This is a genomic window from Bradyrhizobium sp. USDA 10063 (assembly GCF_054063735.1).
The window spans coordinates 6,838,093-6,862,631 of sequence record NZ_JBSSGP010000002.1 but is presented as its reverse complement, the minus strand read 5'-3'; the positions used below and the strand labels follow the sequence as shown (position 1 = coordinate 6,862,631).

The following is a 24,539-nucleotide window of genomic DNA, read 5'->3' as shown; positions in this document are numbered from 1 at the left end:
CCGGGACGACAGCATCACTAGATCACCACGACCCTGGTGCCGACATTGACGCGGCCGTAGAGGTCGATGACATCCTCGTTGCGCATGCGGATGCAGCCGGAGGAAACGTTGGTGCCGATGGTCCAGGGCTCGTTCGAGCCGTGGATGCGATAGAGCGAGGAGCCGAGATACATCGCGCGCGCGCCGAGCGGATTTTCCGGACCGCCCACCATGTGCCTGGGCAAATCGGGGCGACGCGCCAGCATTTCCGGAGGCGGAGTCCAGTCCGGCCATTCGCGCTTGGCGGAGATCGTCTTGACACCCGACCAGGTGAAGCCGGGACGCCCGACGCCGATGCCGTAGCGCAAGGCCTTGCCGTCGGCCTGCACGAGATAAAGGAACTTGTTCGGGGTATCGACGACGATCGTGCCCGGACCTTCCTTGCCGTCATAATCGACAAGCTGCTTCTCATACCTCGGATCGAACGGCCGCTGCGCGGGATCGGCGGCCTCCTCCTGGCGCATCATCGGCTGTTGCGGATCCATCGGCGGCAGCATGGTGCGCCGTCCGCCATAATAGCCCGGCTGCTGCTGATACATCGGCTGCTGCTCGTAGGATGGCGGGTAGCCCTGGTCGGGACCGTCGCCGAACAGGAATTCGATGAAGCCGCCGCCCATGTTGGAAGCCCTGCGCACCGGCTGAGGCGGCGCCCGGTAGGAGTAGATCACGGTCGGCTCGGCAAGCGGCGCGCCATCGATCGCAAACGCCTGATGCGGAGCGGCAAGCAGGAACGACGCGCCGGCAATAAGCGCAAAGACTATTTTCTTCATCGACGTACTCTGTACTGTTTCGTCAATCGTAAGCCTCCGGCGTGGGACGCCGTGGCGCGCGACCAATCAAAATCAAAACCGCATCGGTTTGGTAAACGTATCGAGCGTTCGGATTCACCACGTCGGCAATCGGGCGCGGATTTCGGAATTAGCGTTTATTTTGCTTAAATGCAGGACGCACATGGTTAATCGCCGGTATGCGGCGCGACGCGAAACGCAGGCGGCAAAACATTCCCATGTGAACTCCGTATTAAATCGCTTCTGCGTAGAACAGTGGGAGTGAAGGGGGCGGGAATAGTCTCATGTCGATTAATCGTAAGCGTTTTCGTGTTGAACAAGCCGTTATGGGCGACATGCCGATGCCGGCACCGGTTACGGTGGAAGGCGGCGAAATCGGTCCAATGCATCGGGAGATCATGGCGGAGCTTCGCTCCATCCGCGCGCAGATGGCGCTCGGCGTCCATGCCCAGCGGCCGGCCGCAACCGAAGTCGCCGAGGCGGCGGTAGCGCGCGAGGTCGCGGAAGCGCACGCGCTGCTCGATACCTATCGCGCGCAGATCGAGCAATGCGAGAAGCTGAAGGTCGAGCTCGACCTGATCCACGATGCCATCAACCGCACCAAGCGCGAGATCGCGGTGCTGCACGGCAAGAGCTTTGACGGCCAGGAGATGGCCAAGGTGAATGGCGAGCTCGGCGCCGTCGTCGGCGGCACCGAACAGGCGACCCAGCAGATCCTCGAGGCGACCGAGGCGATCGACCAGGCCGCGACCGCGCTGACCAAGGTCGCCTCGCCCGAACAGCAGAAACTGCTCACCGAGGATATCCAGGAGCGCGTGGTGGCGATCTTCGAGGCCTGCAACTTCCAGGACCTCACCGGCCAGCGCATCAGCAAGGTGATGAGCACGATGAAGTTCATCGAGCAGCACATCAACGCGATGATGGATATCTGGGGCGGTGTCGATGCCATCAAGGCGCACGCGCCGCCGATCATCGACACCCGCGAGGGCGATGCCCGCCTGCTCAACGGCCCGAAGCTCGACGGCGACATCGGCCACGCCTCGCAGGACGATATCGACGCGATGTTCGACTGAGCGGAATGCTCACAGGAACGACGCAAAACGCCGGCGCGATGCCGGCGTTTTTTGTTTCTCGGCGTCATTGCGAGCGAAGCGAAGCAATCCATCTCTCCGCTTGCTGAGGCATGGATTGCTTCGTCGCTTTCGCTCCTCGCAATGACGGAAGCAGGCGCCGAAGGCTCACGCCCGTGGCGCGCAGCGGACGTAGACCATGTTGCCGTAGCGGACGGCGGCGTCCTTGTCGACGAAGCGGGTGACCATCACGCGGCCGTCGAAGGACACGATCTCGCGGTCCTGCTCGGTGCCGGCCGGACCCGGCGGGCCGATATAGTTCTTGCCGCTCGGAGAGCCCTTCAGTCGCAGTTCCTGCGGGGTGGCCTGGTCGGCCAGATGCATGATCACGCCGCCGGTCTGGCCGGCGCCGATGACGTAAGGCTGTTTGCACTGGTCGCGCGCCATCTTCTCGGTGCGGGCGCGGTCCGCGGGGTTCTGGTAGGAGGCCAGCCCCCAGCGGCCGACGATCTCGTCGGAGCGGATGGTAGCGGGCATTTCCGGCGCCACCCCCGGCTCGGGGGCGGGCTCCGGGTTGGATGACAGCGACGGCAGGTTGACGCTGCTGCACGCGCTCAACAGAAGCGTCAGCGCCGAAACGGTCGCAAATTTCGCAACCGCGCGCGCGTCATCTGATCCGATCATCCGTACTCCCCCAAAATATCCTTGGGCCGCACCTTGGGCCGCACCCGTCCTGCAGCCAAGCGTAAAACGTAAGGCAGAGCAATGACGTCGAAACGATGACGCAAAGACTCCAACCCAGGCTCTGATTTGGTTTTGTTGCAGCATCCTATATTGGCCTCACCAAGGCCTTAACCACTTTGCTTGACAGGAAAGGCGCCAAGCCATATTTCCCGGCCCACAAATTAGCACTCTGGCGCGACGATTGCTAAGGCGCCGGATACCTGCCCGCAAGCCATCGACCGGCCGGCATTCAATCCCGGCCTCGATGAATGAGACCTGAAACCGAGCCTCCAAGAGGGAACGTCATGGCTAAATCCAAATTCCGCCCGCTGCATGACCGTGTCGTGGTCAAGCGCATCGAAGCCGAAGAGAAGTCCAAGGGCGGCATCATCATCCCCGACACCGCCAAGGAAAAGCCCTCGCAGGGCGAAGTCACCGCCGTCGGGCCGGGCGGCCGCGACGAGACCGGCAAGCTGATCCCGATCGACGTCAAGGTCGGCGACCGTGTGCTGTTCGGCAAATGGTCGGGCACCGAGGTCAAGCTCGACGGCGAGGAACTCCTGATCATGAAGGAGTCCGACATCATGGGCGTGCTGGTCTAAGCCGCAAACTCAAGCAAAACAGCCGCGCTCTCCACTGTCATGCCCGGACTTGATCCGGGCACCCATCGTTCTTCAGTAAGGATGGATTGCCGGAAAATTGGGTGAAGACGCGCTTCGCGCTTTTGCCCGGCAATGACGGTTGAAGAGCGCGGCCCATCTGCCCTCAATCATTCCAGGAGCAAGATATGGCTGCCAAAGACGTTAAATTTTCCGGAGAAGCCCGCGAGCGCATGCTGCGCGGCGTCGATGTCCTTGCCAATGCGGTGAAGGTCACGCTCGGCCCGAAGGGCCGCAACGTCGTCATCGAAAAGAGCTTCGGTGCCCCGCGCATCACCAAGGACGGCGTCACCGTCGCCAAGGAGATCGAGCTCGAGGACAAGTTCGAGAACATGGGCGCGCAGATGCTGCGCGAAGTCGCCTCCAAGACCAACGACACCGCGGGCGACGGCACCACCACCGCGACCGTGCTGGCGCAGGCGATCGTGCGCGAGGGCGGCAAGGCGGTTGCCGCCGGCATGAACCCGATGGACCTCAAGCGCGGCATCGACATCGCGGTCGCCGCCGTGGTCAAGGACCTCGAGAAGCGCGCCAAACCGGTCGCCGCCTCCTCCGAGGTCGCCCAGGTCGGCACCATCTCGGCCAATGGCGACACCGCGATCGGCAAGATGATCGCCCAGGCCATGCAGAAGGTCGGCAATGAGGGCGTGATCACGGTCGAGGAGAACAAGTCGCTGGTGACCGAGGTCGACATCGTCGAAGGCATGAAGTTCGACCGCGGCTATCTCTCGCCCTATTTCATCACCAATGCTGAGAAGATGACCGCCGAGCTCGAGGACGCCTACATCCTCCTGCATGAGAAGAAGCTGTCCGGCCTGCAGGCGATGCTGCCGGTGCTGGAAGCGGTGGTGCAGTCCGGCCGGCCGCTCTTGATCATCGCCGAAGACGTCGAGGGCGAGGCGCTGGCGACGCTGGTGGTCAACCGCCTGCGCGGCGGGTTGAAGGTCGCCGCCGTCAAGGCACCGGGCTTCGGCGACCGCCGCAAGGCGATGCTGGAGGACATCGCGGTCCTGACCGGCGGCCAGCTTATCTCCGAAGAGCTCGGCATCAAGCTCGAGAACGTCACCATCAAGATGCTTGGCCGCGCCCGCAAGGTCGTGATCGACAAGGAGAACACCACGATCGTCAGCGGCGCCGGCAAGAAGGCCGACATCGACGCCCGCGTCACGCAGATCAAGGCGCAGATCGAGGAGACCACCTCCGACTACGACCGCGAGAAGCTGCAGGAGCGGCTGGCCAAGCTCGCCGGCGGCGTCGCGGTGATCCGTGTCGGCGGCGCCACCGAGGTCGAGGTCAAGGAGAAGAAGGACCGCGTCGAGGATGCGCTGAACGCAACCCGCGCCGCGGTGCAGGAAGGCATCGTGCCCGGCGGCGGCGTGGCGCTGCTGCGCGCCAAGAAGGCGGTCGGCCGTCTCTCCAACGACAATTCCGACGTCCAGGCCGGCATCAACATCGTGCTGAAGGCCTTGGAGGCCCCGGTACGCCAAATCTCGGAAAATGCCGGTGTCGAAGGCTCGATCGTGGTCGGCAAGATCCTCGAGAACAAGTCCGAGACCTTCGGCTTCGACGCCCAGACCGAGGAATATGTCGACCTGGTTGAGGAGGGCATCATCGATCCCGCCAAGGTCGTGCGGACCGCGCTGCAGGACGCCTCCTCGGTCGCGGGCCTCCTGGTGACGACGGAAGCCATGGTCGCCGAACTGCCGAAGGAGCCGGCGCCGGCCATGCCGCCAGGAGGCGGCGGCATGGGTGGCATGGGCTTCTGAGGCCCAAATCAACCCGCAGATATCAGACGCGAAGGCCGCCTCCGGGCGGCCTTCTTTTTTGGCCAATAGGAGCGAGGTTTGGTAGTTACGACGTCGCTGATTCTGTCGCCGAGGAAGTTCCTATGCGCGCGCTCCTGCTCTGCCTGTTGGGCCTCATCACGGCCTCGTCGGATTTCGCTTTTGCCCAGATGAAGCTGCCGTCCAGGACGGCGCCGGGCGCGACCGAGACGCGCTATTTCACCTCGATCGACGGCTTGATGGAGGGCAACGCCGACGCGGTGCTGAAGGAAACCCGCCAGGGCAAGAACGTCACCGCGGCGGTGCTCGACGTCTGCTATCCCGCGGAAAAAGGTTCCGACCGCAAGGACCGCTTCGTCGTCAACCTCGCCGTCAACGGCCAGAACCTGAGCGGCACGACGCAGAGCCTGAATGACAAATCGTCCGTCACGGTGAAGCTCGTGCGCAAGCCGACCGGCGACAGTTTCGAATTCCGCGGCCAAATCACGATCGGCCAGGCGGTGACGGAAGTGGCCTCCTCCGACAATACCGACCTTTCGGAGCGGGAATTTCAGGAGAGCCAGACCACCGATGACGGCATCACGCCGCAGCCGAAGGATTTCACCGAAGTCTCTCCCGAATCCGTCGGCGTGCGCGTCAAGCTCGACGCGGCGCTGGACTTCCTGAAGAGCCTCAAGGGCCAGGTCGTCGAGGTCGGTCTCTCGAGCCTCGGCATCACCTGCGACGCGCTGCGCGCCGGCGAGCAGACCATCAACCTCACCGTCGATCCGGAACAGGCCGCGGCCCTCGTCGCCAAGGCCAAGACGACGCCGGGCGTGGTCGCGGCCGGCTGGACCACGGGCACCGTCGAGATGGACCGCACCATCCGCTTCGCCGCCGCCGACTGGCTCACCGGCGACAAGATCAACAAGGACAAGATCGCATCCGCGACATCGGGCGTGCTGAGCAAGACGCTGGCGGCAAAGCCGGCGACGGCATCATGGAACGCCAACACCGGCAAGTTGAAACTGACCTTCAAGCGTCCGAGCCAGATCTATCCCGCGCTCGGCCTCACCGAGACCATCGAGATGTCGGCGCTGGTGTCCTCGGACAAGCCGGGCACGTCGGACAAGCTCATGCTGTGGGTCTCGAGCCCGGTGGTCACCACCGCCGACGAAGGCTCAGGCCCAAAGCTGAACCTCTCGGAAGATTCCGTCGGCGACGAGGAAGGCGGCGAGCCGCCCAACGACAACGGCTCGATCGAGGCGCTGGCGAAGGAATTCAAGGCCCAACGCTGGGACGCCGACAAGTCGGCGTGGAAATAAGACGTCAGTTCGTATTGAGGCGGAAACGCAGGGTCTTTGATCCCGTGAGCGTGATGGCATCGCCCTGACGGCGCCAGGTCGCGACGTCGCCGAGCGCAGCAAGCAGATCATCGTCGGCCTGCGCCCGGTCGGGCGGGCAATTGCGCGTCTCCATTGTGCCGGGAACGAAGATGATGGTGTTGCCGGCGACCGAGAACTGGCCCTTGCCGCCCTTGCACCAGAGTTCGAGCACCACCTCACCATTGTCGCCGATATCGAGCGAGGGAATCCGCTTGGAGCCGGGCATGCGCGCGGCATCGAGCGTCATTTCGAAGCCAAAGGGAAACTCTTCCTGCGCATGAGCCGCGCGCACCGTCACCGCGGTCGCGAGCAGCGCCAGAACAAAGGCACCTTTTCCATAAATCCGTGAAACCATGACTCCGCTCGCAAATCTCCAAGCTGCGCCGACGCGCGCTTTTACTGGACACCGATGACGTTGGCGAGATCGGCCGCGGCGGGAACACCTCCCCTTGAAAAGGGAAGGTCGGTTTGCGCGCAAGCGCAAATCGGGTGGGGATCAGGTCTCTCCACACGAACAGTGTGACTCGCGGCAGACCCCCATCCCGGCCTTCCCCCTTTCAGGGGGAAGGTGAAGGAGGGATCGCTACTTCAGGACCATCTCCGTGAACGGGAAGACATAGGCCTGCAGCGTCACGAACAGGCCGACAAGACAGGCCAGCACGATCGAGTGCAGGAACACGTAGCGCAGGATCGAGCCCTCATGGCCGTACCAGTTGGTCGCGGTCGAGGCGACCACGATCGATTGCGCGTCGATCATCTTGCCCATGACCCCGCCGGAGGAGTTGGCGGCGGCCATCAGGATCGGCGACAGGCCCAACTGTTCCGAGGTGATCCTCTGCAGGTTGCCGAACAGCACGTTGGAGGCGGTGTCCGATCCGGTCAGCGCCACGCCCAACCAGCCGAGCAGCGTGCCGAAGAAGGGATAGAGCACGCCGGTTGCGGCGAAGGCCAGCCCGAGCGTGGCGTCGACGCCGGAGAGCCGCGTCAGCGTGCCGATCGCGAGCATCGCCGAGATCGTGATAAGCGAGATCGCGCACAGGCGGATGGTGCGGCCATATTCGGTGATCAGCTTGAGCGGCGAGAAGCCCATCAAGAGACCCGAGATGATCGCCGCGATCAGCATGCCCGTGCCGGTGAAGGACAGGTAGGTGAAGCCGAACACGGCGCCTTCCGGCGTCGGCTTGGCAGCGACCGGCGGCATCTTGTTGATCAGCTTGTCGAGCTCGGGCACCGGATAGTTCCAGACGAAATTGGCGTTCGCCCAGGCCTTGAAGGCGCCGTTGCCCCAGATCAGCATCAGGATGCAGACGATGATCCACGGCAGCAGCGCGCTCCACATTTCGCTCTGCGTCAGCGGCGTCTTGTCCAGCGGCTTGGGCGCAGCCATCGTGGCGGCCGATTCATCGTGGTTGCGCAGCGCCGGCGACAGCCAGAGTTGCCGTGGTTGCCAGACGCGCAGGAACAGGATCAGGCAGCCCATCGAGATCAGCGAGGCGCCGATGTCGACGATCCAGGGATTGATGAAGTTCGAGATCACGAATTGCGGGACCGCGAAGGAGACGCCCGTGACCAGGATCGCCGGCCAGACGTCCTTCATGCCCCGCCAGCCGGCGAACGCCCACACCACCCAGAACGGCACGATCAGCGAGAACAGCGGCAATTGCCGCCCGACCATCGCGCCAAGCACGTAAGGATCGAGCCCGGTAACCGACGCAAGGCCCAGGATCGGCGTGCCCAGCGCACCGTAGGCGACCGGCGCGGTGTTGGCGATCAGCGACAGGCCGGAAGCCGCGAGCGGCGAGAAGCCGAGCCCGATCAGGACCGCGCCTGTGATCGCGACCGGCGTGCCGAAGCCGGAGGCGCCTTCGAAGAACGCGCCGAAGGCGAACGCGATCAGGAGCAGCTGCAGGCGCCGGTCCTCGGTGACGCCGCCGATCGCGCGCTTCAAGAGCTCGAATTTCCCGGTCGACACTGTGATCTGGTAGAGGAAGATGACGTTCAGCACGATCCAGCCGATCGGGAAGAAGCCGGTCACCACGCCGAGCAGCGTGGCGCGGACCGACATGTTCACGGGCATGGTGAAGACGAAGATCGTGATCAGGTTGGTCACGATCACGGCGATGATGGCGGCGACATGCGCCTTCACTTTGCCGCTGGCGATCAGGACCAGCAGGGTGACCACGGGAACGGCGGCGGCGATCGTCGACAGCGCGGCGTTGCCGAGCGGGTTGTAGATTTGGTTCCACATTTTTCTTGTTCCTCCCCAAGGCTTGCCGTCGGCGTCTGCGACCAGCATGAACCGGCGCTATCAAGATGATGTCGTGCGAAACAGGCCTGCCCGAATCGGCGAAAGCCGAAACGCTCACAACCTCGCGAAATCAGAAAGTCCCCAGCCCCGCGTCGCCTCGGCATGCTAGGGTCGACTCTCACGCTGCGACAAGTGGACGCTGACCGCGGAACCTACGACTTTAGTCTGAAGGTTCCCTGATTATCCCGTTTTTTCAAGCCTTTGTAGGCGATCCCCGGAGACGCTGATCTGTGAACAACATTCGTTCGACGCTCGCGACGGTGTGGCGCATTGCAGCGCCCTATTTCAACTCCGAAGACAAATGGGCCGGCCGCGGCCTGCTTGCCGCGGTCATCGCGATCGAGCTGGCGCTGGTCGGCAACGACGTGCTGCTGAACCAGTGGCGCAATCGTTTCTACAACGCGCTGCAGGACCACAACTGGGATGGCTTCGTCCGCGAACTCATCGTGTTCTGCGTGCTCGCCACGGTCCTCACCGTGCTGTCGATCTATCAGCTCTATCTCAACCAGTGGCTCCAGATCCGCTGGCGCCGCTGGATGACCAGCAGATATCTCGGCGAATGGCTGCATGATGCCAACCACTACCGCATGCAGCTTCAGGGCGATGCGGCCGACAACCCCGATCAGCGCATCAGCGACGACGTCAAGATGTTCGTCAACCAGACGCTGGGGCTCGGCATCGGGCTGTTGAGCTCGATCGTGACGCTGGCGTCCTTCGTCGTGATCCTCTGGGGCCTGTCGGCGGCGGCGCCGTTGCATCTGTTCGGCAGCGACATGTCGTTCCCCGGCTATCTGGTGTGGGGCGCGCTGGTCTACGCCATCTTCGGCACGGCCCTGACGCAGTGGATCGGCTCGCCGCTGGTGCGGCTCGATTTCGATCAGCAGCGACTGGAAGCCGATTTCCGTTTCAACCTGGTGCGGGTTCGCGAAAACTCCGAACAGATTGCGCTGCTCAAGGGCGACCGCGCCGAACGCGAACAGCTATCGACGCGCTTTGGCCGCGTGGTTTCCAACTGGTACGGCATCATGAGCCGGACCAAGCGGCTGACGGCGTTCACGCAGAGCTACTCGCAGACTGCCGTGGTGTTTCCCGTCATCCTGTCCGCACCGGCCTATTTCGCGAGCAAGATCCAGCTCGGAACCGTGATGCAGATCCTTGAAGCCTTCGGCAAGGTGCAGGATGCGCTGTCGTTCTTCATATCGGTCTATCGCACCATGGCGGAATGGCGCGCGGTGGTCGCCCGTCTCGATGGCTTCGAGCGATCGATTGCAGAGGCGGAGCGGATCGCGGCCGATCCCGATGCGGTCAAAGCAGCGCCCGCTGCAAGCGATGAGATCGCCTTGCAGCAGCTTCTCGTGAAACTGCCCAATGGCACGCCGCTGGTTTCGGCAACCGAGCTCAAGCTTCGTCCCGGCGAACGCACGCTGGTCACCGGGCCGTCAGGCGCCGGCAAGTCGACGCTGTTCCGGGCGGTTGCCGGCATCTGGCCGTTCGGCAGCGGCTCGATCGTCATTCCCGAGCACGCCTCGCTGATGATGCTGCCGCAAAAACCCTATTTCCCGATCGGCTCGCTGCACGCGGCGATCGTCTATCCCGCCGAAGCCGAAAAGTTCAGCGCCGACAGGATCAGGGAAGTGCTCGCCCAGATCGGCCTGCCGCGGCTTGCATCGCGGCTCGAGGAAGAGGGGCACTGGAACAGGATGCTGTCGCTCGGCGAGCAGCAGCGCCTGGGGCTGGCGCGCGCGCTCCTGCATGCGCCCGACTACCTGTTCCTCGACGAGGCGACCGCCTCGCTCGACGAGCCGTCGGAAGCCGCGCTCTATCGTCTGCTGATGAAGGAACTGCCTGATACCACGATCGTCTCGATCGGCCATCGCTCGACGCTGGAGGAGTTCCATCAGCGCAATATCGCGCTGGTCCGAGACGGCGACCGGTTTACGTTGCGTGAATCCGCCAAGGTCGCCGCGACGTCTTAGAGCGGGATTGCCACTTGCACCGCTGCGCCCCTTCCCCCTGCAAGGGGGAAGGTTGGGATGGGGGTCTGCCGCGAGTCACACTGTTCGTGTGGAGAGACCTGATCCCCACCCGCTTTGCGCTTCCAGCGCAAACCGACCTCCACTTTTCAAGGGGAGGTTGAGACGCTTCGCGCCGGCGCCCGGACCGCCACAAAAACAAAGGGGGCGGCGGATCGCTCCGCCGCCCCCAAAGATCCACGCGCGTGGAGCTTACTTCAGGTTCGAGATCGCAGTCAGGTCAGCCGAGAGCTTGGCGATACCCGTCGCGCCGCACCAGTTGGAGCTGAAGCCACCCGGGTTGATCGGCGTGAAGCTGCCGTCGAAGCGGGCGGTGTAGTCGCTGGTGAAGGCGTTGCAATCACCCTTCGAGAGGTTGGTGTCGGTGTAACGCAGGTCCAGCGTGAACACCTTGTAGGTGAAGCCGATGCCGATATTCCAGGTGTTGTAGCTCGGCTCCGGGATACCGCCGGGGAACGGTCCGCCGCCGAGCGGGCTGGCAATGGTGGTGCCATAGAAGGAGTCGGAGGTACCGAGCCACTGCCGGCCGAACTCACCCGAGACGTACATGCCGATGCCGGTAGAACCGAAGAGGGTCGAGGGCGCGGTCCACTTGGCGGTGACCGACGCGTAGTTGCCCCAGGCGCCGAGGTTCAGGAAGTTCGGCGAGTAGTACTCGTTGAAACCCACCGCCCACTGGTCGTTGATGGCGATGTTGAGCTTGGCGTAGCCTTCATAGAAGCTCGCGCTCTTCTTAGCGAAGTTGCCGTTGATCGGCAGGCCGCCCGTGATCGGATCGGAGTTGCCGAACGGGCTGGCGGCGCAGCTCGAATCCGAGCCCGGAATGCCGGAGCCCGGCAGCGCGGCGGAATTGAAGCACGAGCCGCCCGGATAGAGGTAACCCCAGACACCGAAGTCGAAGGCGAAGATGCCGAAGGTCGGGCGGATACCGCCGTAGATATCGATCTCGGCCGCGGCGCGGTTCGGGAAGGAGATGCTCTCGCCGGCGGCGCCGATATAGAGCTGCAGGTCCTTGGTGACGTTGTAGCGCGGCTCGAAATAGGCGGCGACCGAAGGCTTGTGGTTCGACTGGGTGATGCCGCGGAACACGTAGTCGCTCATCAGCGCTGCGCCGAAGGCGAAATCCCAAGGCTCGAACGGGGGCGGCGGCGGCGCCTTGACGGCCTTCACGGCCATATCGGCAGCCATTGCCGAGCTTGAGAACATTGCCAGCGCCGTTGCTAACAAAGCCAGTTTCTTCATGAAGGATCCCCACACGTTCAAAAACAGTCCAGCTCCTCCGGCCCCCCGGGGCGAGCGATCACCGACTGCGACCAAATTCCGCAGGCAATCTGGAACGCGATGGCCCTCATGTTGAAGCAAAAAAGACGAGCATGTGCCGACTTTTTAGGCGTTCTGCCCTGTTGGAACGAGGTTGTTGACGGGTGTTGCAATCTCACAACAACTTTACCGACCTCCCTGCCTCGTGAAGTACATCCGCACCCCTCGAACGCCCCGGACTGAGTCTCTCCTGCAACGGTCCGGGCCGCGCGCAGTCGAATCATCCGTGTGACGTCACGATACCTGAGCTGGAAACGAAAGAGCCGCAGCGGTAAAGGGCTGCGGCTCTCACGTCGGGTTTTGCCTGGCTGTGTCAGGACGGACTAGAGGAGTCCTCCGAGCCTTCCGACCGCTCCGACGGGCTGGGGGTTGCCCAGCTCGGACCGAGTTCGGGCTCCGGCGAGGGAGCGGGGGCAGCGACCGGGGCGGCCGGCTTGGGAGCTGCAGCCTTCTTTGCCGCGCTCTTCTTGGCGGCCTTCTTCGGCGCCGCCTTCTTGGCGGTTTTCTTCGCGGCCTTCTTTGCCGACTTCTTTGCCGACTTCTTCGCGGATTTCTTCGCCGCCTTCTTGGCGGCCTTCTTCGCAGATTTCTTCGCGGTCTTCTTGGCGACCTTCCTCGCAGACTTCTTCTTCGCCGCTACCGCCTTCTTAACCTTCTTGGCCTTTTTCCCCTTCTTACCCTTCTTCGCTTTAGCCATCGTGATCCTCCTGTTGCCGCTGATTCAGTCTGTCGAGCGCTTCGAATAGTCCGCTTGCCCGGATCGGGATCGTGCTTCTTCGAAGCACCTCCCTCCCCGTCCTTTGTCGCGCATGGCCTCCGCGCAAACGCGTGCGCCTGTCGTGGAGAAAACCGCTACCCACGTCGCCCCAACACGGCCCCCGGGTCCGGTTCATGCTCGATAGGCAATCGATCAATTCACCCCTGGCCGAGGACCTCCTGTCGCCCAATCGAGAAGCTCAATCGTGTGCACCACAGGAACTGACGTGCCGCTGGCAATCTGAACCATGCAGCCAATATTGCCCGCAGCAATCATGTCCGGCTTGATTGTCGCGAGGTTGGCGAGCTTCCGATCGCGCAACCTCATCGCAATGTCGGGCTGGAGAATGTTGTAGGTCCCCGCCGAACCGCAACACAAATGGCTCTCCGGCACATCTTTCACCACGAATCCATTCTTGGAAAGCAATTCTTTCGGAAGGCCTGTGATTTTCTGCCCGTGCTGCAGCGAACAAGCGGAGTGATACGCGATGGTGACCTCATCTTCGAGGCGCGGCGGATCGAGTTCAATGCCGGCCAGATACTCGGTGATGTCCTTTGCCAGCGCGGAGACCTTCGCTGCGGGAGCAGCGAATTCGCGATCCTCGCGCAGCATGAAACCATAGTCCTTGATCACGGTGCCGCAGCCTGACGTGGTCACCAGGATGGCATCGAGGCCGCGATGTTCCGCCTCCTTCCGCCATGCCGTGACGTTGGCGCGGGCGCGGGCGAGCGCATCGCCGTCCTGCCCGAGGTGATGGGTCAACGCGCCGCAGCATTGCTCGTCCTTGACCAGCACCACCTCGACGCCGTGACGGGTCAGCACGTTGACGGCGGCCTTGTTGATACGCGGAGCCAGCACCTGCTGGGCGCAACCCTGCAATAGCGCGACCCTTCCGCGCCGTGTCCCAGCCGCCGGGAACACGCTTCCCGCAGGCGGCCCCGCCGGCGGCAGGCGGGATGGCGCCAGCGCCAGCATTGCCTTGATTCGCCGAAGCAGGCCTGGGGTGGCGTCGCCCTTGGGCGTCGGCAACAGCGCCGAAAACGGCCGGGCCAACCGGGCCAGCGTCATGCTGGTACGGAAGGCGCCGGGTCGCGGCAGCACGAAACCAAGCACGGAGCGCAGCAGCCGCTCGGTAAACGGCCTCCGATAGTCCCGCTCGATCCTGACCCGGGCCTGGTCGACGAGGTGCATGTAATGCACGCCGGACGGACAGGTGGTCATGCAGGCGAGGCACGAGAGGCAGCGGTCGATATGCTTGACCACCTCCGCCGTCGGCGGCTTGTCCTTTTCCAGCATCTCCTTGATCAGGTAGATCCGGCCGCGCGGACTATCGAGCTCGTCGCCGAGCAGAACATAGGTCGGACAGGTCGCGGTGCAGAAGCCGCAATGGACGCAGGCGCGCAGGATCTTGTCGGCCTCGGCGATATCGGGATCGGCGAGTTGGGTGAGGGAGAATTCGGTCTTCATGATGCAGTCCCCCGCGTCAGCCGGCCGCGGTTGAGGATGTTCTTGGGGTCAAAGCTCAGGCGGACGCGCTCGCTGAGATCGGCGAGCCCGCGCGGCTGCGGATGGAACACGTCGACGGCACGCCGCACCTCCTCGGATGCGCGGATCAGGGTGGCGTGGCCGCCGGCGGCCTCGACGCGGCCCCTGACCTGCGCGGCCTGCGCGTCCGCCTTGAGCGGCACAGCCGCCCAGATCAATCCGCCGCCCCAATCATAGATCACGTCGCCGCCGGTCTCCCGTGCCAAGGCCTGCCCGAGTGCGCCGCCCGAGGCCGGGGGACAGACGATCCGCCACACCGGCCAGGCGCCGAGCGCGCCATTCGCCGCGAACGGCGCGACGTCGCGGAGCGCGCTCCAGATCGAGAGGGAGGCGGCATCCTCGATGGTCTCGACCGCGCCGTACGAAGCGAGCGCCTTGGCGAGATGGGCCGCACGGTGCGCGGCAGATGCCGCAATCCCCTCGAGCCGCAACAGCGTCACGGCCTGCTCCGGCGCCCCTAGAGGAATGAGCGAGGCGTCGGCCGGCCGGAGCGCCGAACCCGGCAGGTGCGCCGCACCGGAGACGTCGAAGGGCGAGCCGAGCGCCGCAGTCATGGCGCGGCCCGCGGTGACGTCGTCCAGACCGCGCAGGATGAGCGTGCGTTCGGCTTCCGGCTTCGGCATCACCTTCAGCGTCACCTCCGTCATGACCGCGAGCGTACCCCAGGAACCGCTGAGCAGTTTGCAGAGGTCGTAGCCGGTGACGTTCTTCACCACCTTGCCGCCGGTCTTGAAGCTGTCGCCGAAGCCGGAGACGGCATGGGCGCCGAGCAGGTGATCGCGGACGCCGCCGGACTTGATCCGGCGCGGCCCGGCGAGTCCCGCCCCGATCATGCCACCGATGGTGCCGCTCCCCTTCGTGCCGAGCAGCACCGAGCTATCGACCGGCTCGAAGGCGAATTGCTGGTTCTTGGCATCGATCAGCGACTGCACGTCGGCAAGCGGCGCGCCGGCCTGCACGGTGATGATCAGTTCGTTCGGCTCGTAGGAGACGACCGCGTTCAGCGCGGAGAGATCGACCACCGCGTTGGTCGCCATCGGGTGGCCGATTCCTCGCCTGGAACCATGGCCGATGATCTCGAGCGGCTGCTCGGCGGCGATCGCCGCCCGCACCACCTGCTCGACGTCTTCAGCATCTCGTACCTTCCGGATATCCACGCCTACCGCCTTGCCTTTCCACCGCAGCCGCTGCTGTTCTCCGCCACCCCTTCTAAAGGCATCGATGCCGGACACAAGAGCACCATGGGTAAAGTTGGCGGTTTCGCCATCGCCCCTCCGCGATCCATTTGGCGCGCGATCCTGGCGCCTCCATCCGCACAAACACTTCGATCAATATCGAAGTTATTACGTTCATCATTCGTCCGATATCGAATTATCATCGGCAGCACCGGATGTAGGAAGCAAGCTCCACGCAACCTATCAAAGGAGCAATGGCCATGGGTCAATACGCAATCGACACGACAGTGAAAGAAGCCGTCAACGGCGGCGGCTTGCTGGTGGTCGCGCAATGGGAGGCAAAGGAAGGCCAGGCCGACCGCATTGCCGATATCCTGTCGCGCTTCCTGCCCGAGGCGCAGCGCGAACCTGGTGCAAAGCTGTTCCTGATCTCGCGCGCCAAGGACAATCCGGCGCAGTTCCTGTTCTACGAACTGTTCCGCGACGAAGCCGCCTTCAAGGCGCATCAGGAGAGCGCGCACTTCAAGACCTACATCGCCAGCGAAGCGCTGCCGCTGCTGGCGAAACGCGAACGCACGCAATACGCGCTGCTGTGATTGAAGTGCCAATTGTTGTGCGTTGAGCGGTAGGGTGGGCAAAGCGACTTCATTCACCACCGCTCAGACGAGCACGGGCGGAAGCGTGCCCACCATCACGAGCGCAGTGGTAACGGTGGGCACGCTACGCTTTGCCCACCCTACGCCTGCCGCGATCGTGGCGTGCAGAAGTGCCAACAAGGGGAGAAACGAAAGAAGGGCGCGCTAGAACCGCGGAATATCCGGAAACGCCAGCTTGCCGCCATGCACATGGACGCGGCCGAGTTCGGCGCAGCGGTGCAGGGTCGGAAACACCTTGCCGGGATTGAGCAGGCCTTGCGGATCGAAGGCGCATTTCAGGCGCTGCTGCTGGTTGAGATCGATCTCGGAAAACATTTCCGGCATCAGGTCGCGCTTTTCTATGCCGACGCCGTGCTCGCCGGTGAGCACGCCGCCGAGCTCGACGCAGCAGCGCAAGATGTCGGCGCCGAAAGCTTCCGCCCGCTCCATCTCGCCGGGCTTGTTGGCGTCATAGAGAATCAGCGGATGGAGGTTGCCGTCGCCGGCGTGAAACACGTTGGCGACGCCGAGCTGGTATTTTTCAGAGAGCTCGCGGATACGCGCCAAGGCCTTCGGCAGCGCACCGCGCGGGATGGTGCCGTCCATGCAGAGGTAATCGGGCGAGATCCGCCCGACCGCGGGGAAGGCCGCCTTGCGGCCGGCCCAGAACAGATTGCGTTCGGCTTCCGAATTGGAGATCTGGCACGTGGTCGAACCGCAGCCCTGCGCGATGGTCTCGACCCGCCGGATCAGTTCGTCGACCTCGATGCTCGGACCGTCGAGCTCGATGATCAGGAGCGCCTCGACGTCAAGCGGATAGCCGGCATGGACAAAGGCCTCGGCGGCGTGGATCGCGGGCTTGTCCATCATCTCCATGCCGCCCGGGATGATGCCGGCGCCGATGATGCGCGCCACGCATTCGCCGGCGGCCTCGACCTCGGCGAAGCCGACCATCAGCGCGCGCGCCGTCTCCGGCTTCTGCAGGATGCGCACGGTGATTTCGGTGATGACGCCGAGCAGGCCCTCCGAGCCGGTAATGATTCCCATGATGTCGTAGCCGGCGTTCTCCGCCGATTTGCCGCCGATGCGCAGGACCTCGCCGTTCATCAGGACGATCTCGCAGCCGAGCACGTTGTTCGTGGTCATGCCGTATTTCAGGCAATGTACGCCGCCGGAATTTTCCGCGACATTGCCGCCGATCGAGCAGGCGATCTGTGACGATGGATCGGGCGCATAGTAGAAGCCGGCATGCGCCACCGCCTGGCTGATCGCGAGGTTGGTGACGCCGGGCTCGGTCACCACGACGCGGTTGTCGAAATCGATCTCGCGGATGCGCTTGAATTTGCCGAGGCCGAGCAGCACGCCGTCGGCAAGCGGCAGTGCGCCGCCGGACAGCGACGTGCCGGAGCCGCGTGGCACCACCCTGATGCCCTGCTCGTGGCAATATTTCAGTACTCTTGAGACCTGCTCGGTGGTATCGGGCAGCACCACGACCATCGGCGGCTGGCGATAGGCCGTGAGGCCGTCGGATTCGTAGGCCAGCATCTCGGCCGCACTGTCGATCACGCCCTCGCCCGGCACGATCGCCCGCAGTGCAGCAACGATCTCGCTGCGGCGACTGAGAACCGCCTGATCGGCAGCCGGCATCATGATGGCCATGCGGGTCCCTCCAAACGGAGCGATTTATCGATTTGTCCGGGAAAATCAAGCATTTCCGGGCTTAAATGGGAAGGCCGCGCCAAACTTGCTGCTCCTGCAGGTCAAGTTCGCTCTCGGGCAAGCCTGCCGCCGTGAAGACTGTCAAAGTTTCGTCACTTGTCCAACCGAGGCGGGTTTGCCACAAGCAACCCGCCCACCTAATCAGGGAAGAAACGAAGAGCACCACATGAAAACATCGATCTTGAGCGCGCTGGCCGTCGTCACCTCAGTGTTCGTTGCGTCGGGCGCGCAGGCGCAGGACGTTGCCGCCGGCAAGACCTCGTTCAACAAGTGCCTCGCCTGCCATGCGATTGGCGAAGGCGCCAAGAACAAGGTCGGCCCCGAGCTCAACGGGCTCGACGGCCGCCACTCCGGCACCGCGCCTGATTACAACTATTCGGACGCCAACAAGAATTCCGGCATCACCTGGAGCAAGGAACAGTTCCTCGAATACATCAAGGACCCCAAGGCCAAGATTCCGGGCACCAAGATGGCATTCGCCGGCATCAAGAACGAGACGGAAGCCAACAACCTCTGGTCCTACCTTGCACAGTTCGACAAGGACGGGAAAATCAAGCAGTAGTAATGCTCATCCTGCGTCGTAACGCCTCTCGGCGCGGCGTTACGACGCGCGACGGCCGTGCTAAGGTAAATCTCGCCCCTCCAGCGGCCGACGGCGAGCATCGCGAATATGAAGTATCCACACCTCGTCACCCTCAAGCCGATAGTAGACTTTGTACGCGTAGCGGGGAACGGTTAGCTCGTACACGTCTGCGAATTCGGTTCGTTGTCCGAGCCGCGGATACGATCTGAGCGCGTGAATCGTATTGAGGATGGCGCGCTGAACGTTGATTGCCCCGTTTGGGCTTCGCTCTTCCAAGAAATCGTAAATGGCTTCGCGATCATTGAACGCGCGCCGAGTATATCGGACCTTCATAGACCCCGACGCTTCTCGGCGTTTCTCACCTCTTCGTCGGAAACAAAGTCGCCGCGCCTGGCTTGCGCAAGGCCTTCCGCAATAGCAGCGCGGGTATCGTCATCCAAAGAGACAACGGGTGTTGGCTCTCCGGCAAGAGCGAGCAGTGCGTTAGCGAGAGCGTCCTGATCTTGCGCAGGAAGCTCCCGCATTCGCTCGATTGCACGTTCGAATAGTTTGGTCATGTCCATATTATAGCAGTTCATGTTCTGATTTGCCATCATCCTCCGGCCGCAGTCTCGTGGGGCTTCGCGATCATCTCCTCGATCTCCGCGATCACTACGCTAGGTGCTGCGTTCTGGATCATGTGACCGGTGTCCGGCAGCACGATCAGCTTGGCATGCAGCACCGCGGCGGCGAGCGGGCGGGAGTGGATGTCGGTCGATACCGTCTTGTCGGCGTCGCCGGTGATGATGGTGAGGGGCGCTTTGATCATGCCGTAGCGCGGCGCCTGCTCGGCGACCGCGGCCTTCAGCGTCACCAGGTCGCGCGCATTGGCGATGAATTCGCGCGGCCGCAGCAAGAGCGGCGTCGCTGTGTCCTTTACGAAACCGTCCGGCATGGTCTGCGGCAGGAATACGCCGCGTGCGCCCGAGCGGGTGAGCAGCGTGCCGAGCGGCAGCGTGATCGTATAGGCGAACAGCGGGCCGATCACGGGCGTGGCGATCAGCTCGTTGTACCTGCCGACGCCGCCCTTCCAGGGATAGGCGACCGGCGCAAGCAGCACGAGACCGGCCATGCGGTCGGGATCATCGAGCGCCAATCTCAGGCCCAGCGCGCCGCTCCAGGAATGCGCCACCACGACCGCCCGCTCGATGCCGAGCTTCGTCAGCGCCTCCGAGATCATCTGCCCCTGGATCGCAGGCGTGGAATCGCTGGCCCGCGCGCGCGTGCTCCAGCCATGGCCGGGACGATCGATCAGGATCACGCGGTGATCTCGGGCAAGGCGCTCGCCGAGCGGGCGGCGCATCACCTCGAGATTGGAGCTTGCGCCATGCAACATCACGATCGGCGGCGAGGCCGCCTCGCGCGGGCCGATATCGACGACATGCAGCACGTCGCCTGTCACCTCGACCATCACGCCCTGCGCCGGAAAGGCCCGTTGCACCAGCACGACGCCTACCTGCGTGGCTGCGGCCAGCAGCGCCAGCGCCGCCACTGCGATTACAATCGCCATCGATTAAGGCCCGGACGGTCTGTTGCAGAGGTGAACGGCGGCCGCCGACGCCGATGTCCTATCGTCAGGCGCCGCCGGTTTTCCACAGCACGTCCATCCTGTGGATAGCGGGTTCATACCAGCGTCATTACCTGTTCCGTAAATTCCCGCCGGCATTCTGCCAAAACGCGCGGCTTGATCGAGATGGAACACGGCAAGCCTGTCCACGCAATCCACAGGAACAGGACGCCGCAGCAACAGTTCACAAGGAAATTCGGAGGAGTATCAATGAGTTCCGATCCGTGCGAAGCGGCTATCGACCAGATCGTCGCAAGATGCAATGGCGACCTGCATGGCGCATTGAGGGCGCTGCTGTTGGTCAATGAGCAACTCGAGGCTGAGCTGCAGCAGCTTTATGCGGCAGCGGCGCGCGACCAGTTCACCCGTAGCGGCAGGCTGTTGCACTGAGTTCAGCGGCTCAACCTCGCGCCGTCACTTCGCCCCTTACTTGGGGTTGTCGGCCGGCGGTTGATCCTTTGGACATTGGCTGATGGTGGAGCGCGCGAGCTTGGCGTCGTCAACCGAGTTGTAGGGACCGTCGGCGAACCAGATGTTCCCGTCGATGATCGGGTTGCTGGTGACGATGTCGCAGGTGTTGGTGGCGCGGTTGCCCACCACCCAATAGAGCCCGTCGGCAAGACCGACGGCTGTCGTCGCGACGATCACCGTGCCGGCCAACAGCAACGATTTCATGGCTTCGCTCCAGGCGGGTTCGAGCGGGAACCAAGCCCGGTAGCCGTAATTGTTCCACGCCGCAATCGGCGGCCGGAAGTCGTGGTTAATCCGGTGAGACTAGATATCGCGGCCTTCGACCTTTTCGCTGAGCTGCTTCACCAGGTCCGGCACCTTCTCCAGGTGCGGATTGATGGCGAGCGCCTTGCGGAAGGCGTCGAGCGCGCGCTTGTCGTCGCCCAGGTCCTGCATGATCATGCCGAGGCCGGCCAGCGCGCCGAAATGGCGGGGCTCACGGATCAGGACCTGCTGGATATCCTCCAGCGAATGCGCATAGTCATTCTTCAGGTAATAGATTGTCGCACGCCGGTTCCAGCCTTCGATATAGTCGGGGCGCAGCTTCACGACGGCATCGAGCAGTTTCAGCGCGACATCGACATTTTGGGCGTCCATCGCGGCCTTGGCGCGCACCATGAGAAGCATCGCGGTATCGCTTGGCGTCTGCAGCCACTGCGCCCAGATCCGCGCCTCCACGTGCTTGGCGCTCGCCTCATCGGGCGCGGCCTTCAGCGCCCCGAACAGGAAATCCAGTCCGCGGGTACGGTCGGCGCCAACCTTCGGCAATTTGCTGGGCGCCTCGGGGAGCTTCTTCTGCTCCTTGGGCGGGGGGATGACCCGGGGATCGCCCTGGGCAAACGCTGTCGCCGGCGCCGCAATAATGACCGCGGCGATCAGGGAGCGCGTTATAGGCCTCAGGAATCTCAACTCCATTGGCGCAGCTTAAACGCACAAACGCCGCGCTGCAAAGCAGCGCGACGTCAAAGACGTGTGAAACGACGTATTGGAGCGAACCGGGGTTAAGGACCGGCGATCAGCCCTGGCGGGCCTTGAAGCGGCGCTGCACCTTGTTGATCACATAGACCCGGCCCTTGCGGCGGACCAGGCGGTTGTTGCGATGGCGGCCGCGCAGCGATTTCAGCGAGTTACGGACCTTCATGGGACAATCCTGATGCGTTGAAAGGCCGTGCTCAAGCCCGAACCTAAAACCTGCCCAAATGTGGCAAAATGGGATTTGTCCCGAAAAACGGCCCTGCCGCCCGGGACACGCGCCTTCTAGGCGATCGGAGGCATAAATGTCAATCCGAACAGGCCCGCCGCCTGCGGGTTTCTGGCTGCCTTGCGGAATTCGTTATATAGTATAATCAATTTTGGAAACCGAGGAAACAAGCCGCGGGAACCCAAGGACCCCAAAATGCCCAAGCTCAAATTGCCCGACATCGACAACGTCCTTGCGATCGACATTCACACCCATGCCGAGGAGCCGTGCGGCATGCATGGCGACGACGGCTATGACGACTTCCAGGCGCAGATGGCGGAGTATTTCAAGTCGCCCCACAAGCATCCGCCGACGGTGCCGGAGACCGCAGCCTATTACCGATCCAAGAACATCGCGGCCGTGATCTTCCCTGTCGATGCCGAGCGCGAGACCGGTTTCCGCCGCTACAACAATTACGAGATGCTGGAAGTCGCATCCGAAAATCTCGATGTGCTGATTCCTTTCGTCAGCATCGATCCGCACAAGGGCAAGCTCGGCGTGCGCGAGGCACGAAAGCTGATCGAGGACTATGGCGTCCGCGGCTTCAAATTCCACCCGACCATGCAGGGATTCTATCCGAACGACCGCCTCGCCTACCCGCTCTATGAAGCGATCAATGACGGCGGCGCGATCGCGCTGTTCCACACCGGACAGACTGGCGTCGGGAGCGGCATGCCCGGCGGCATGGGGATGCGGCTGAAATATTCCAACCCGATGTATATGGACGATGTCGCCGCCGACTTCCCCGACCTGAAGATCATCCTCGCACACCCGTCCTTCCCCTGGCAGGAAGAGGCGCTCTCGGTGGCGACCCACAAGCCGAACGTCTACATCGACCTCTCCGGCTGGTCGCCGAAATATTTTCCGCCGATCCTCGTGCGCTACATCAACTCGATCCTGCAGGACAAGATGCTGTTCGGCTCGGACTGGCCGGTGATTACGCCGGACCGATGGCTCTCGGATTTCGCCAAGCTCGACATCCGCGAGGAGATCCGGCCCAAGGTACTGAAGGCCAACGCGCGGAAGATTTTGGGTATATAAGGCGATCCTTGGATCGCTGGCCGGCGATCGAACGGGAGGTGGTCGATGCCAAGCCTCGCCAAGGTCGCTGCCACTTTCGCTGCCATTCTCGCGGCGCTCCTGACCGGGAGCGCGACCGCATGCCTCGCGGGTGGTCTATCCGACGGCCGTCTGGTCGAGGTCGAAAATCCGCTGGCGACCTCGCAGCCCTTGCAAGGTTACCTGCGGCAGCCGCGCGATAGCGGCGCCTTGCCGGCGGTGGTGCTGCTTCATGGCTGCAATGGCGGCTGGCGCCAGCTCGACGAGCGCTGGGGCAGGCTGATCGTATCCTGGGGCTATGTAACGCTGACGGTGGACCGCTTTGGTCCGCGCGGCCTCAGCAGCACCTGCGCCGGCGGCCCGCCAACCGCAACCGTCTTCGACGCCTATCGGGCGCTGGCCTTCCTCGTGCAGCAGCCTTTCGTCGATCGCGATCGCGTTGCGGTCATCGGCTTCTCGCAGGGCGGATTGCTGGCGCTCACCTCGGTCGAGCGCGGCATGATCGAGCGGACATCGAACGACAAATTCCGCGCGGCGATTGCATTCTATCCGCCGTGCCTCGGCATCAAGGACAGCATGACCGTGCCGACGCTGATCCTGATCGGCGAGCTCGACGACTGGACGCTGGCCAAGGAGTGCCGCAACCTGGTGGAAGGCCGCGACGACTACGGCATTTCGCGCCAGAAGGGCCTGGGCGTTCCGATCGAGTTCATCGTCTATCCCGGCGCCTATCACGCCTTCGATGTCCCCAGCCTTGCAACGCCAGTAAAGTTTCTCGGGCATCACCTAGAATTCAACCAGGCAGCCAGGGATCAATCGGTCGACGCGGTCCGCAAATTCCTGTATGCGACCATCGGCGGGCAAGAGAAGTTACAATGACCATCAAAGCCGTCGTCTTCGATGCCTATGGCACACTCTATGACGTCCAGTCGGTCGCTGAAGTGACCGAGGATGCATTTCCCGGCTATGGCGAGATCATCACGCAGATCTGGCGCATCAAGCAGCTCGAATATAGCTGGCTGCACTCGCTGATGCGGCGCTACCAGGACTTTTCCGTCGTCACGCGCGACTCGCTCGCCTACACGCTGCGGAGCCTCGGCCTGGAATACGACGCCGGGACGTTCGACAGGATCATCGACAAATACCTGGATCTCGATCTCTATCCGGACGCGCTCGCCTCGCTCGAAGCGATGAAGCACAAGAAACTCGCGATCCTCTCCAACGGCAGCCCGGAAATGCTGAAGGCGCTGGTGCGCAACAGCGGACTCGACCGCGTGCTGGACGCAACCATCAGCGTCCACGCCAAGAAGATCTTCAAGCCGAGCCCGGAGGCCTACGCGCTGATCGAAGACGTGCTTCGCGTGCCGCCCTCGGATGTGTTGTTCATCTCCTCGAATCCGTGGGACGCCTGCGGCGCGAAGGCGTTCGGCTTGAACGTCGCCTGGATCGAGCGGGTGACGCCGCAGGCGATAGCGCTCGCCTGCGTCGAAAACGAGACGCTGCCGCCGCTGACGATGTTCAAGGCGCTGCGCACGCAGATGGATGAGCTCGGTGTTGCGCCGGACTATCGCATCCATGGTCTATCCGAGCTTCCTGCGCTGGTCTCTTCCCACAGGTCCTAG

The 24,539-nt window shown here is 63.3% G+C and carries 26 protein-coding genes; 12 read left to right on the top strand and 14 right to left on the bottom strand.

Annotated elements, in window-relative coordinates; translation table 11 throughout:
• Window positions 1-17 precede the first annotated feature (17 nt).
• Window positions 18-809, bottom strand: a complete 792-nt coding sequence (locus ACVJGD_RS34335; RefSeq protein ID WP_456638357.1) for a L,D-transpeptidase family protein — start codon at window positions 807-809, stop codon at window positions 18-20.
• 302 nt (window positions 810-1,111) lie between these two features.
• On the opposite strand from ACVJGD_RS34335, the gene ACVJGD_RS34330 reads away from it, so the two are divergent.
• Entirely contained in the window at window positions 1,112-1,900 is a 789-nt protein-coding gene (locus tag ACVJGD_RS34330; RefSeq protein ID WP_456638356.1) for a protein phosphatase CheZ, read from the top strand.
• Window positions 1,901-2,065: 165 nt separating this feature from the next.
• On the opposite strand, the gene ACVJGD_RS34325 is transcribed toward ACVJGD_RS34330, so the two are convergent.
• Window positions 2,066-2,581: a hypothetical protein gene (locus ACVJGD_RS34325; protein WP_456638355.1), complete on the bottom strand. Its 516-nt coding sequence runs from the start codon at window positions 2,579-2,581 to the stop codon at window positions 2,066-2,068.
• A gap of 344 nt (window positions 2,582-2,925) precedes the next feature.
• Here ACVJGD_RS34325 and ACVJGD_RS34320 point away from each other — a divergent pair, with 344 nt between their 5' ends.
• From ACVJGD_RS34320 to ACVJGD_RS34310, 3 genes are all read left to right on the top strand, one after another.
• On the top strand, window positions 2,926-3,222 hold the full coding sequence (locus ACVJGD_RS34320; protein ID WP_027580177.1) for a co-chaperone GroES: 297 nt from the start codon (window positions 2,926-2,928) through the stop codon (window positions 3,220-3,222).
• 185 nt (window positions 3,223-3,407) lie between these two features.
• Window positions 3,408-5,045, top strand: a complete 1,638-nt coding sequence (groL, locus tag ACVJGD_RS34315; protein WP_456638354.1) for a chaperonin GroEL — start codon at window positions 3,408-3,410, stop codon at window positions 5,043-5,045.
• A gap of 122 nt (window positions 5,046-5,167) precedes the next feature.
• A complete protein-coding gene (locus ACVJGD_RS34310) occupies window positions 5,168-6,367 on the top strand; it encodes a hypothetical protein (protein ID WP_456638353.1) in 1,200 nt (399 codons plus the stop codon).
• A 4-nt stretch (window positions 6,368-6,371) separates the two neighbouring features.
• Here ACVJGD_RS34310 and ACVJGD_RS34305 read toward each other — a convergent pair whose 3' ends face one another.
• Entirely contained in the window at window positions 6,372-6,674 is a 303-nt protein-coding gene (locus tag ACVJGD_RS34305; protein WP_456640461.1) for an META domain-containing protein, read from the bottom strand.
• Window positions 6,675-7,010: 336 nt separating this feature from the next.
• Window positions 7,011-8,675 (bottom strand): L-lactate permease, encoded by a 1,665-nt coding sequence (locus ACVJGD_RS34300; protein WP_456638352.1) that lies wholly within the window; start codon window positions 8,673-8,675, stop codon window positions 7,011-7,013.
• A 290-nt stretch (window positions 8,676-8,965) separates the two neighbouring features.
• Here ACVJGD_RS34300 and ACVJGD_RS34295 point away from each other — a divergent pair, with 290 nt between their 5' ends.
• Window positions 8,966-10,711 (top strand): ABC transporter ATP-binding protein/permease, encoded by a 1,746-nt coding sequence (locus ACVJGD_RS34295; RefSeq protein WP_456638351.1) that lies wholly within the window; start codon window positions 8,966-8,968, stop codon window positions 10,709-10,711.
• A 249-nt stretch (window positions 10,712-10,960) separates the two neighbouring features.
• On the opposite strand, the gene ACVJGD_RS34290 is transcribed toward ACVJGD_RS34295, so the two are convergent.
• Complete coding sequence (locus ACVJGD_RS34290) at window positions 10,961-12,010, bottom strand: TorF family putative porin (protein ID WP_456638350.1); 1,050 nt, start codon at window positions 12,008-12,010, stop codon at window positions 10,961-10,963.
• Between the two features lie 512 nt (window positions 12,011-12,522).
• Here ACVJGD_RS34290 and ACVJGD_RS34285 point away from each other — a divergent pair.
• Window positions 12,523-12,834: a hypothetical protein gene (locus tag ACVJGD_RS34285; protein ID WP_456638349.1), complete on the top strand. Its 312-nt coding sequence runs from the start codon at window positions 12,523-12,525 to the stop codon at window positions 12,832-12,834.
• 164 nt (window positions 12,835-12,998) lie between these two features.
• On the opposite strand, the gene glcF is transcribed toward ACVJGD_RS34285, so the two are convergent.
• On the bottom strand, window positions 12,999-14,312 hold the full coding sequence (glcF, locus tag ACVJGD_RS34280) for a glycolate oxidase subunit GlcF (RefSeq protein WP_456638348.1): 1,314 nt from the start codon (window positions 14,310-14,312) through the stop codon (window positions 12,999-13,001).
• The gene (locus ACVJGD_RS34275) at window positions 14,309-15,547 is read right to left on the bottom strand and encodes an FAD-binding protein (protein WP_456638347.1); all 1,239 of its coding nucleotides are present in this window, start codon (window positions 15,545-15,547) and stop codon (window positions 14,309-14,311) included. Before ACVJGD_RS34275 ends, glcF begins: the two co-directional genes overlap by 4 nt.
• 278 nt (window positions 15,548-15,825) lie before the next feature.
• Between ACVJGD_RS34275 and ACVJGD_RS34270 the strand changes: the two genes are divergently transcribed.
• Complete coding sequence (locus ACVJGD_RS34270) at window positions 15,826-16,161, top strand: putative quinol monooxygenase (RefSeq protein ID WP_456638346.1); 336 nt, start codon at window positions 15,826-15,828, stop codon at window positions 16,159-16,161.
• Between the two features lie 204 nt (window positions 16,162-16,365).
• Here the strand turns inward: ACVJGD_RS34270 and ACVJGD_RS34265 are convergent, their stop codons facing one another.
• Window positions 16,366-17,859, bottom strand: a complete 1,494-nt coding sequence (locus ACVJGD_RS34265) for an FAD-linked oxidase C-terminal domain-containing protein (RefSeq protein WP_456638345.1) — start codon at window positions 17,857-17,859, stop codon at window positions 16,366-16,368.
• A 226-nt stretch (window positions 17,860-18,085) separates the two neighbouring features.
• Between ACVJGD_RS34265 and cycA the strand changes: the two genes are divergently transcribed.
• Complete coding sequence (cycA, locus tag ACVJGD_RS34260; RefSeq protein ID WP_456638344.1) at window positions 18,086-18,481, top strand: cytochrome c-550 CycA; 396 nt, start codon at window positions 18,086-18,088, stop codon at window positions 18,479-18,481.
• Between the two features lie 60 nt (window positions 18,482-18,541).
• On the opposite strand, the gene ACVJGD_RS34255 is transcribed toward cycA, so the two are convergent.
• Genes ACVJGD_RS34255 through ACVJGD_RS34245 form a run of 3 tightly spaced genes read right to left on the bottom strand, consistent with a single transcriptional unit; the run spans window position 18,542 to window position 20,051 of the window.
• On the bottom strand, window positions 18,542-18,835 hold the full coding sequence (locus tag ACVJGD_RS34255) for a type II toxin-antitoxin system RelE/ParE family toxin (protein ID WP_456638343.1): 294 nt from the start codon (window positions 18,833-18,835) through the stop codon (window positions 18,542-18,544).
• Entirely contained in the window at window positions 18,832-19,098 is a 267-nt protein-coding gene (locus ACVJGD_RS34250; protein WP_456638342.1) for a hypothetical protein, read from the bottom strand. The genes ACVJGD_RS34255 and ACVJGD_RS34250 overlap by 4 nt, the downstream gene beginning before the upstream one ends.
• Window positions 19,095-20,051: an alpha/beta fold hydrolase gene (locus ACVJGD_RS34245; protein WP_456638341.1), complete on the bottom strand. Its 957-nt coding sequence runs from the start codon at window positions 20,049-20,051 to the stop codon at window positions 19,095-19,097. The genes ACVJGD_RS34250 and ACVJGD_RS34245 overlap by 4 nt, the downstream gene beginning before the upstream one ends.
• A gap of 267 nt (window positions 20,052-20,318) precedes the next feature.
• Here ACVJGD_RS34245 and ACVJGD_RS34240 point away from each other — a divergent pair, with 267 nt between their 5' ends.
• Window positions 20,319-20,498 carry a hypothetical protein gene (locus tag ACVJGD_RS34240; protein WP_456638340.1) on the top strand — a complete coding sequence of 60 codons (180 nt, stop codon included), beginning with the start codon at window positions 20,319-20,321 and terminating at the stop codon, window positions 20,496-20,498.
• A gap of 36 nt (window positions 20,499-20,534) precedes the next feature.
• On the opposite strand, the gene ACVJGD_RS34235 is transcribed toward ACVJGD_RS34240, so the two are convergent.
• The 3 genes from ACVJGD_RS34235 to ykgO form a co-directional block, all read right to left on the bottom strand.
• Window positions 20,535-20,783: a hypothetical protein gene (locus tag ACVJGD_RS34235; protein ID WP_456638339.1), complete on the bottom strand. Its 249-nt coding sequence runs from the start codon at window positions 20,781-20,783 to the stop codon at window positions 20,535-20,537.
• A gap of 99 nt (window positions 20,784-20,882) precedes the next feature.
• Window positions 20,883-21,533: a tetratricopeptide repeat protein gene (locus ACVJGD_RS34230; RefSeq protein WP_456638338.1), complete on the bottom strand. Its 651-nt coding sequence runs from the start codon at window positions 21,531-21,533 to the stop codon at window positions 20,883-20,885.
• Window positions 21,534-21,633: 100 nt separating this feature from the next.
• Complete coding sequence (gene ykgO, locus ACVJGD_RS34225) at window positions 21,634-21,759, bottom strand: type B 50S ribosomal protein L36 (protein ID WP_002718645.1); 126 nt, start codon at window positions 21,757-21,759, stop codon at window positions 21,634-21,636.
• A gap of 255 nt (window positions 21,760-22,014) precedes the next feature.
• On the opposite strand from ykgO, the gene ACVJGD_RS34220 reads away from it, so the two are divergent.
• The 3 genes from ACVJGD_RS34220 to ACVJGD_RS34210 are packed head-to-tail and all read left to right on the top strand — an operon-like array spanning window position 22,015 to window position 24,539.
• Complete coding sequence (locus tag ACVJGD_RS34220) at window positions 22,015-22,899, top strand: amidohydrolase family protein (RefSeq protein WP_456638337.1); 885 nt, start codon at window positions 22,015-22,017, stop codon at window positions 22,897-22,899.
• 45 nt (window positions 22,900-22,944) lie between these two features.
• A complete protein-coding gene (locus ACVJGD_RS34215; protein ID WP_456638336.1) occupies window positions 22,945-23,796 on the top strand; it encodes a dienelactone hydrolase family protein in 852 nt (283 codons plus the stop codon).
• The gene (locus ACVJGD_RS34210) at window positions 23,793-24,539 is read left to right on the top strand and encodes a haloacid dehalogenase type II (RefSeq protein ID WP_456638335.1); all 747 of its coding nucleotides are present in this window, start codon (window positions 23,793-23,795) and stop codon (window positions 24,537-24,539) included. The genes ACVJGD_RS34215 and ACVJGD_RS34210 overlap by 4 nt, the downstream gene beginning before the upstream one ends.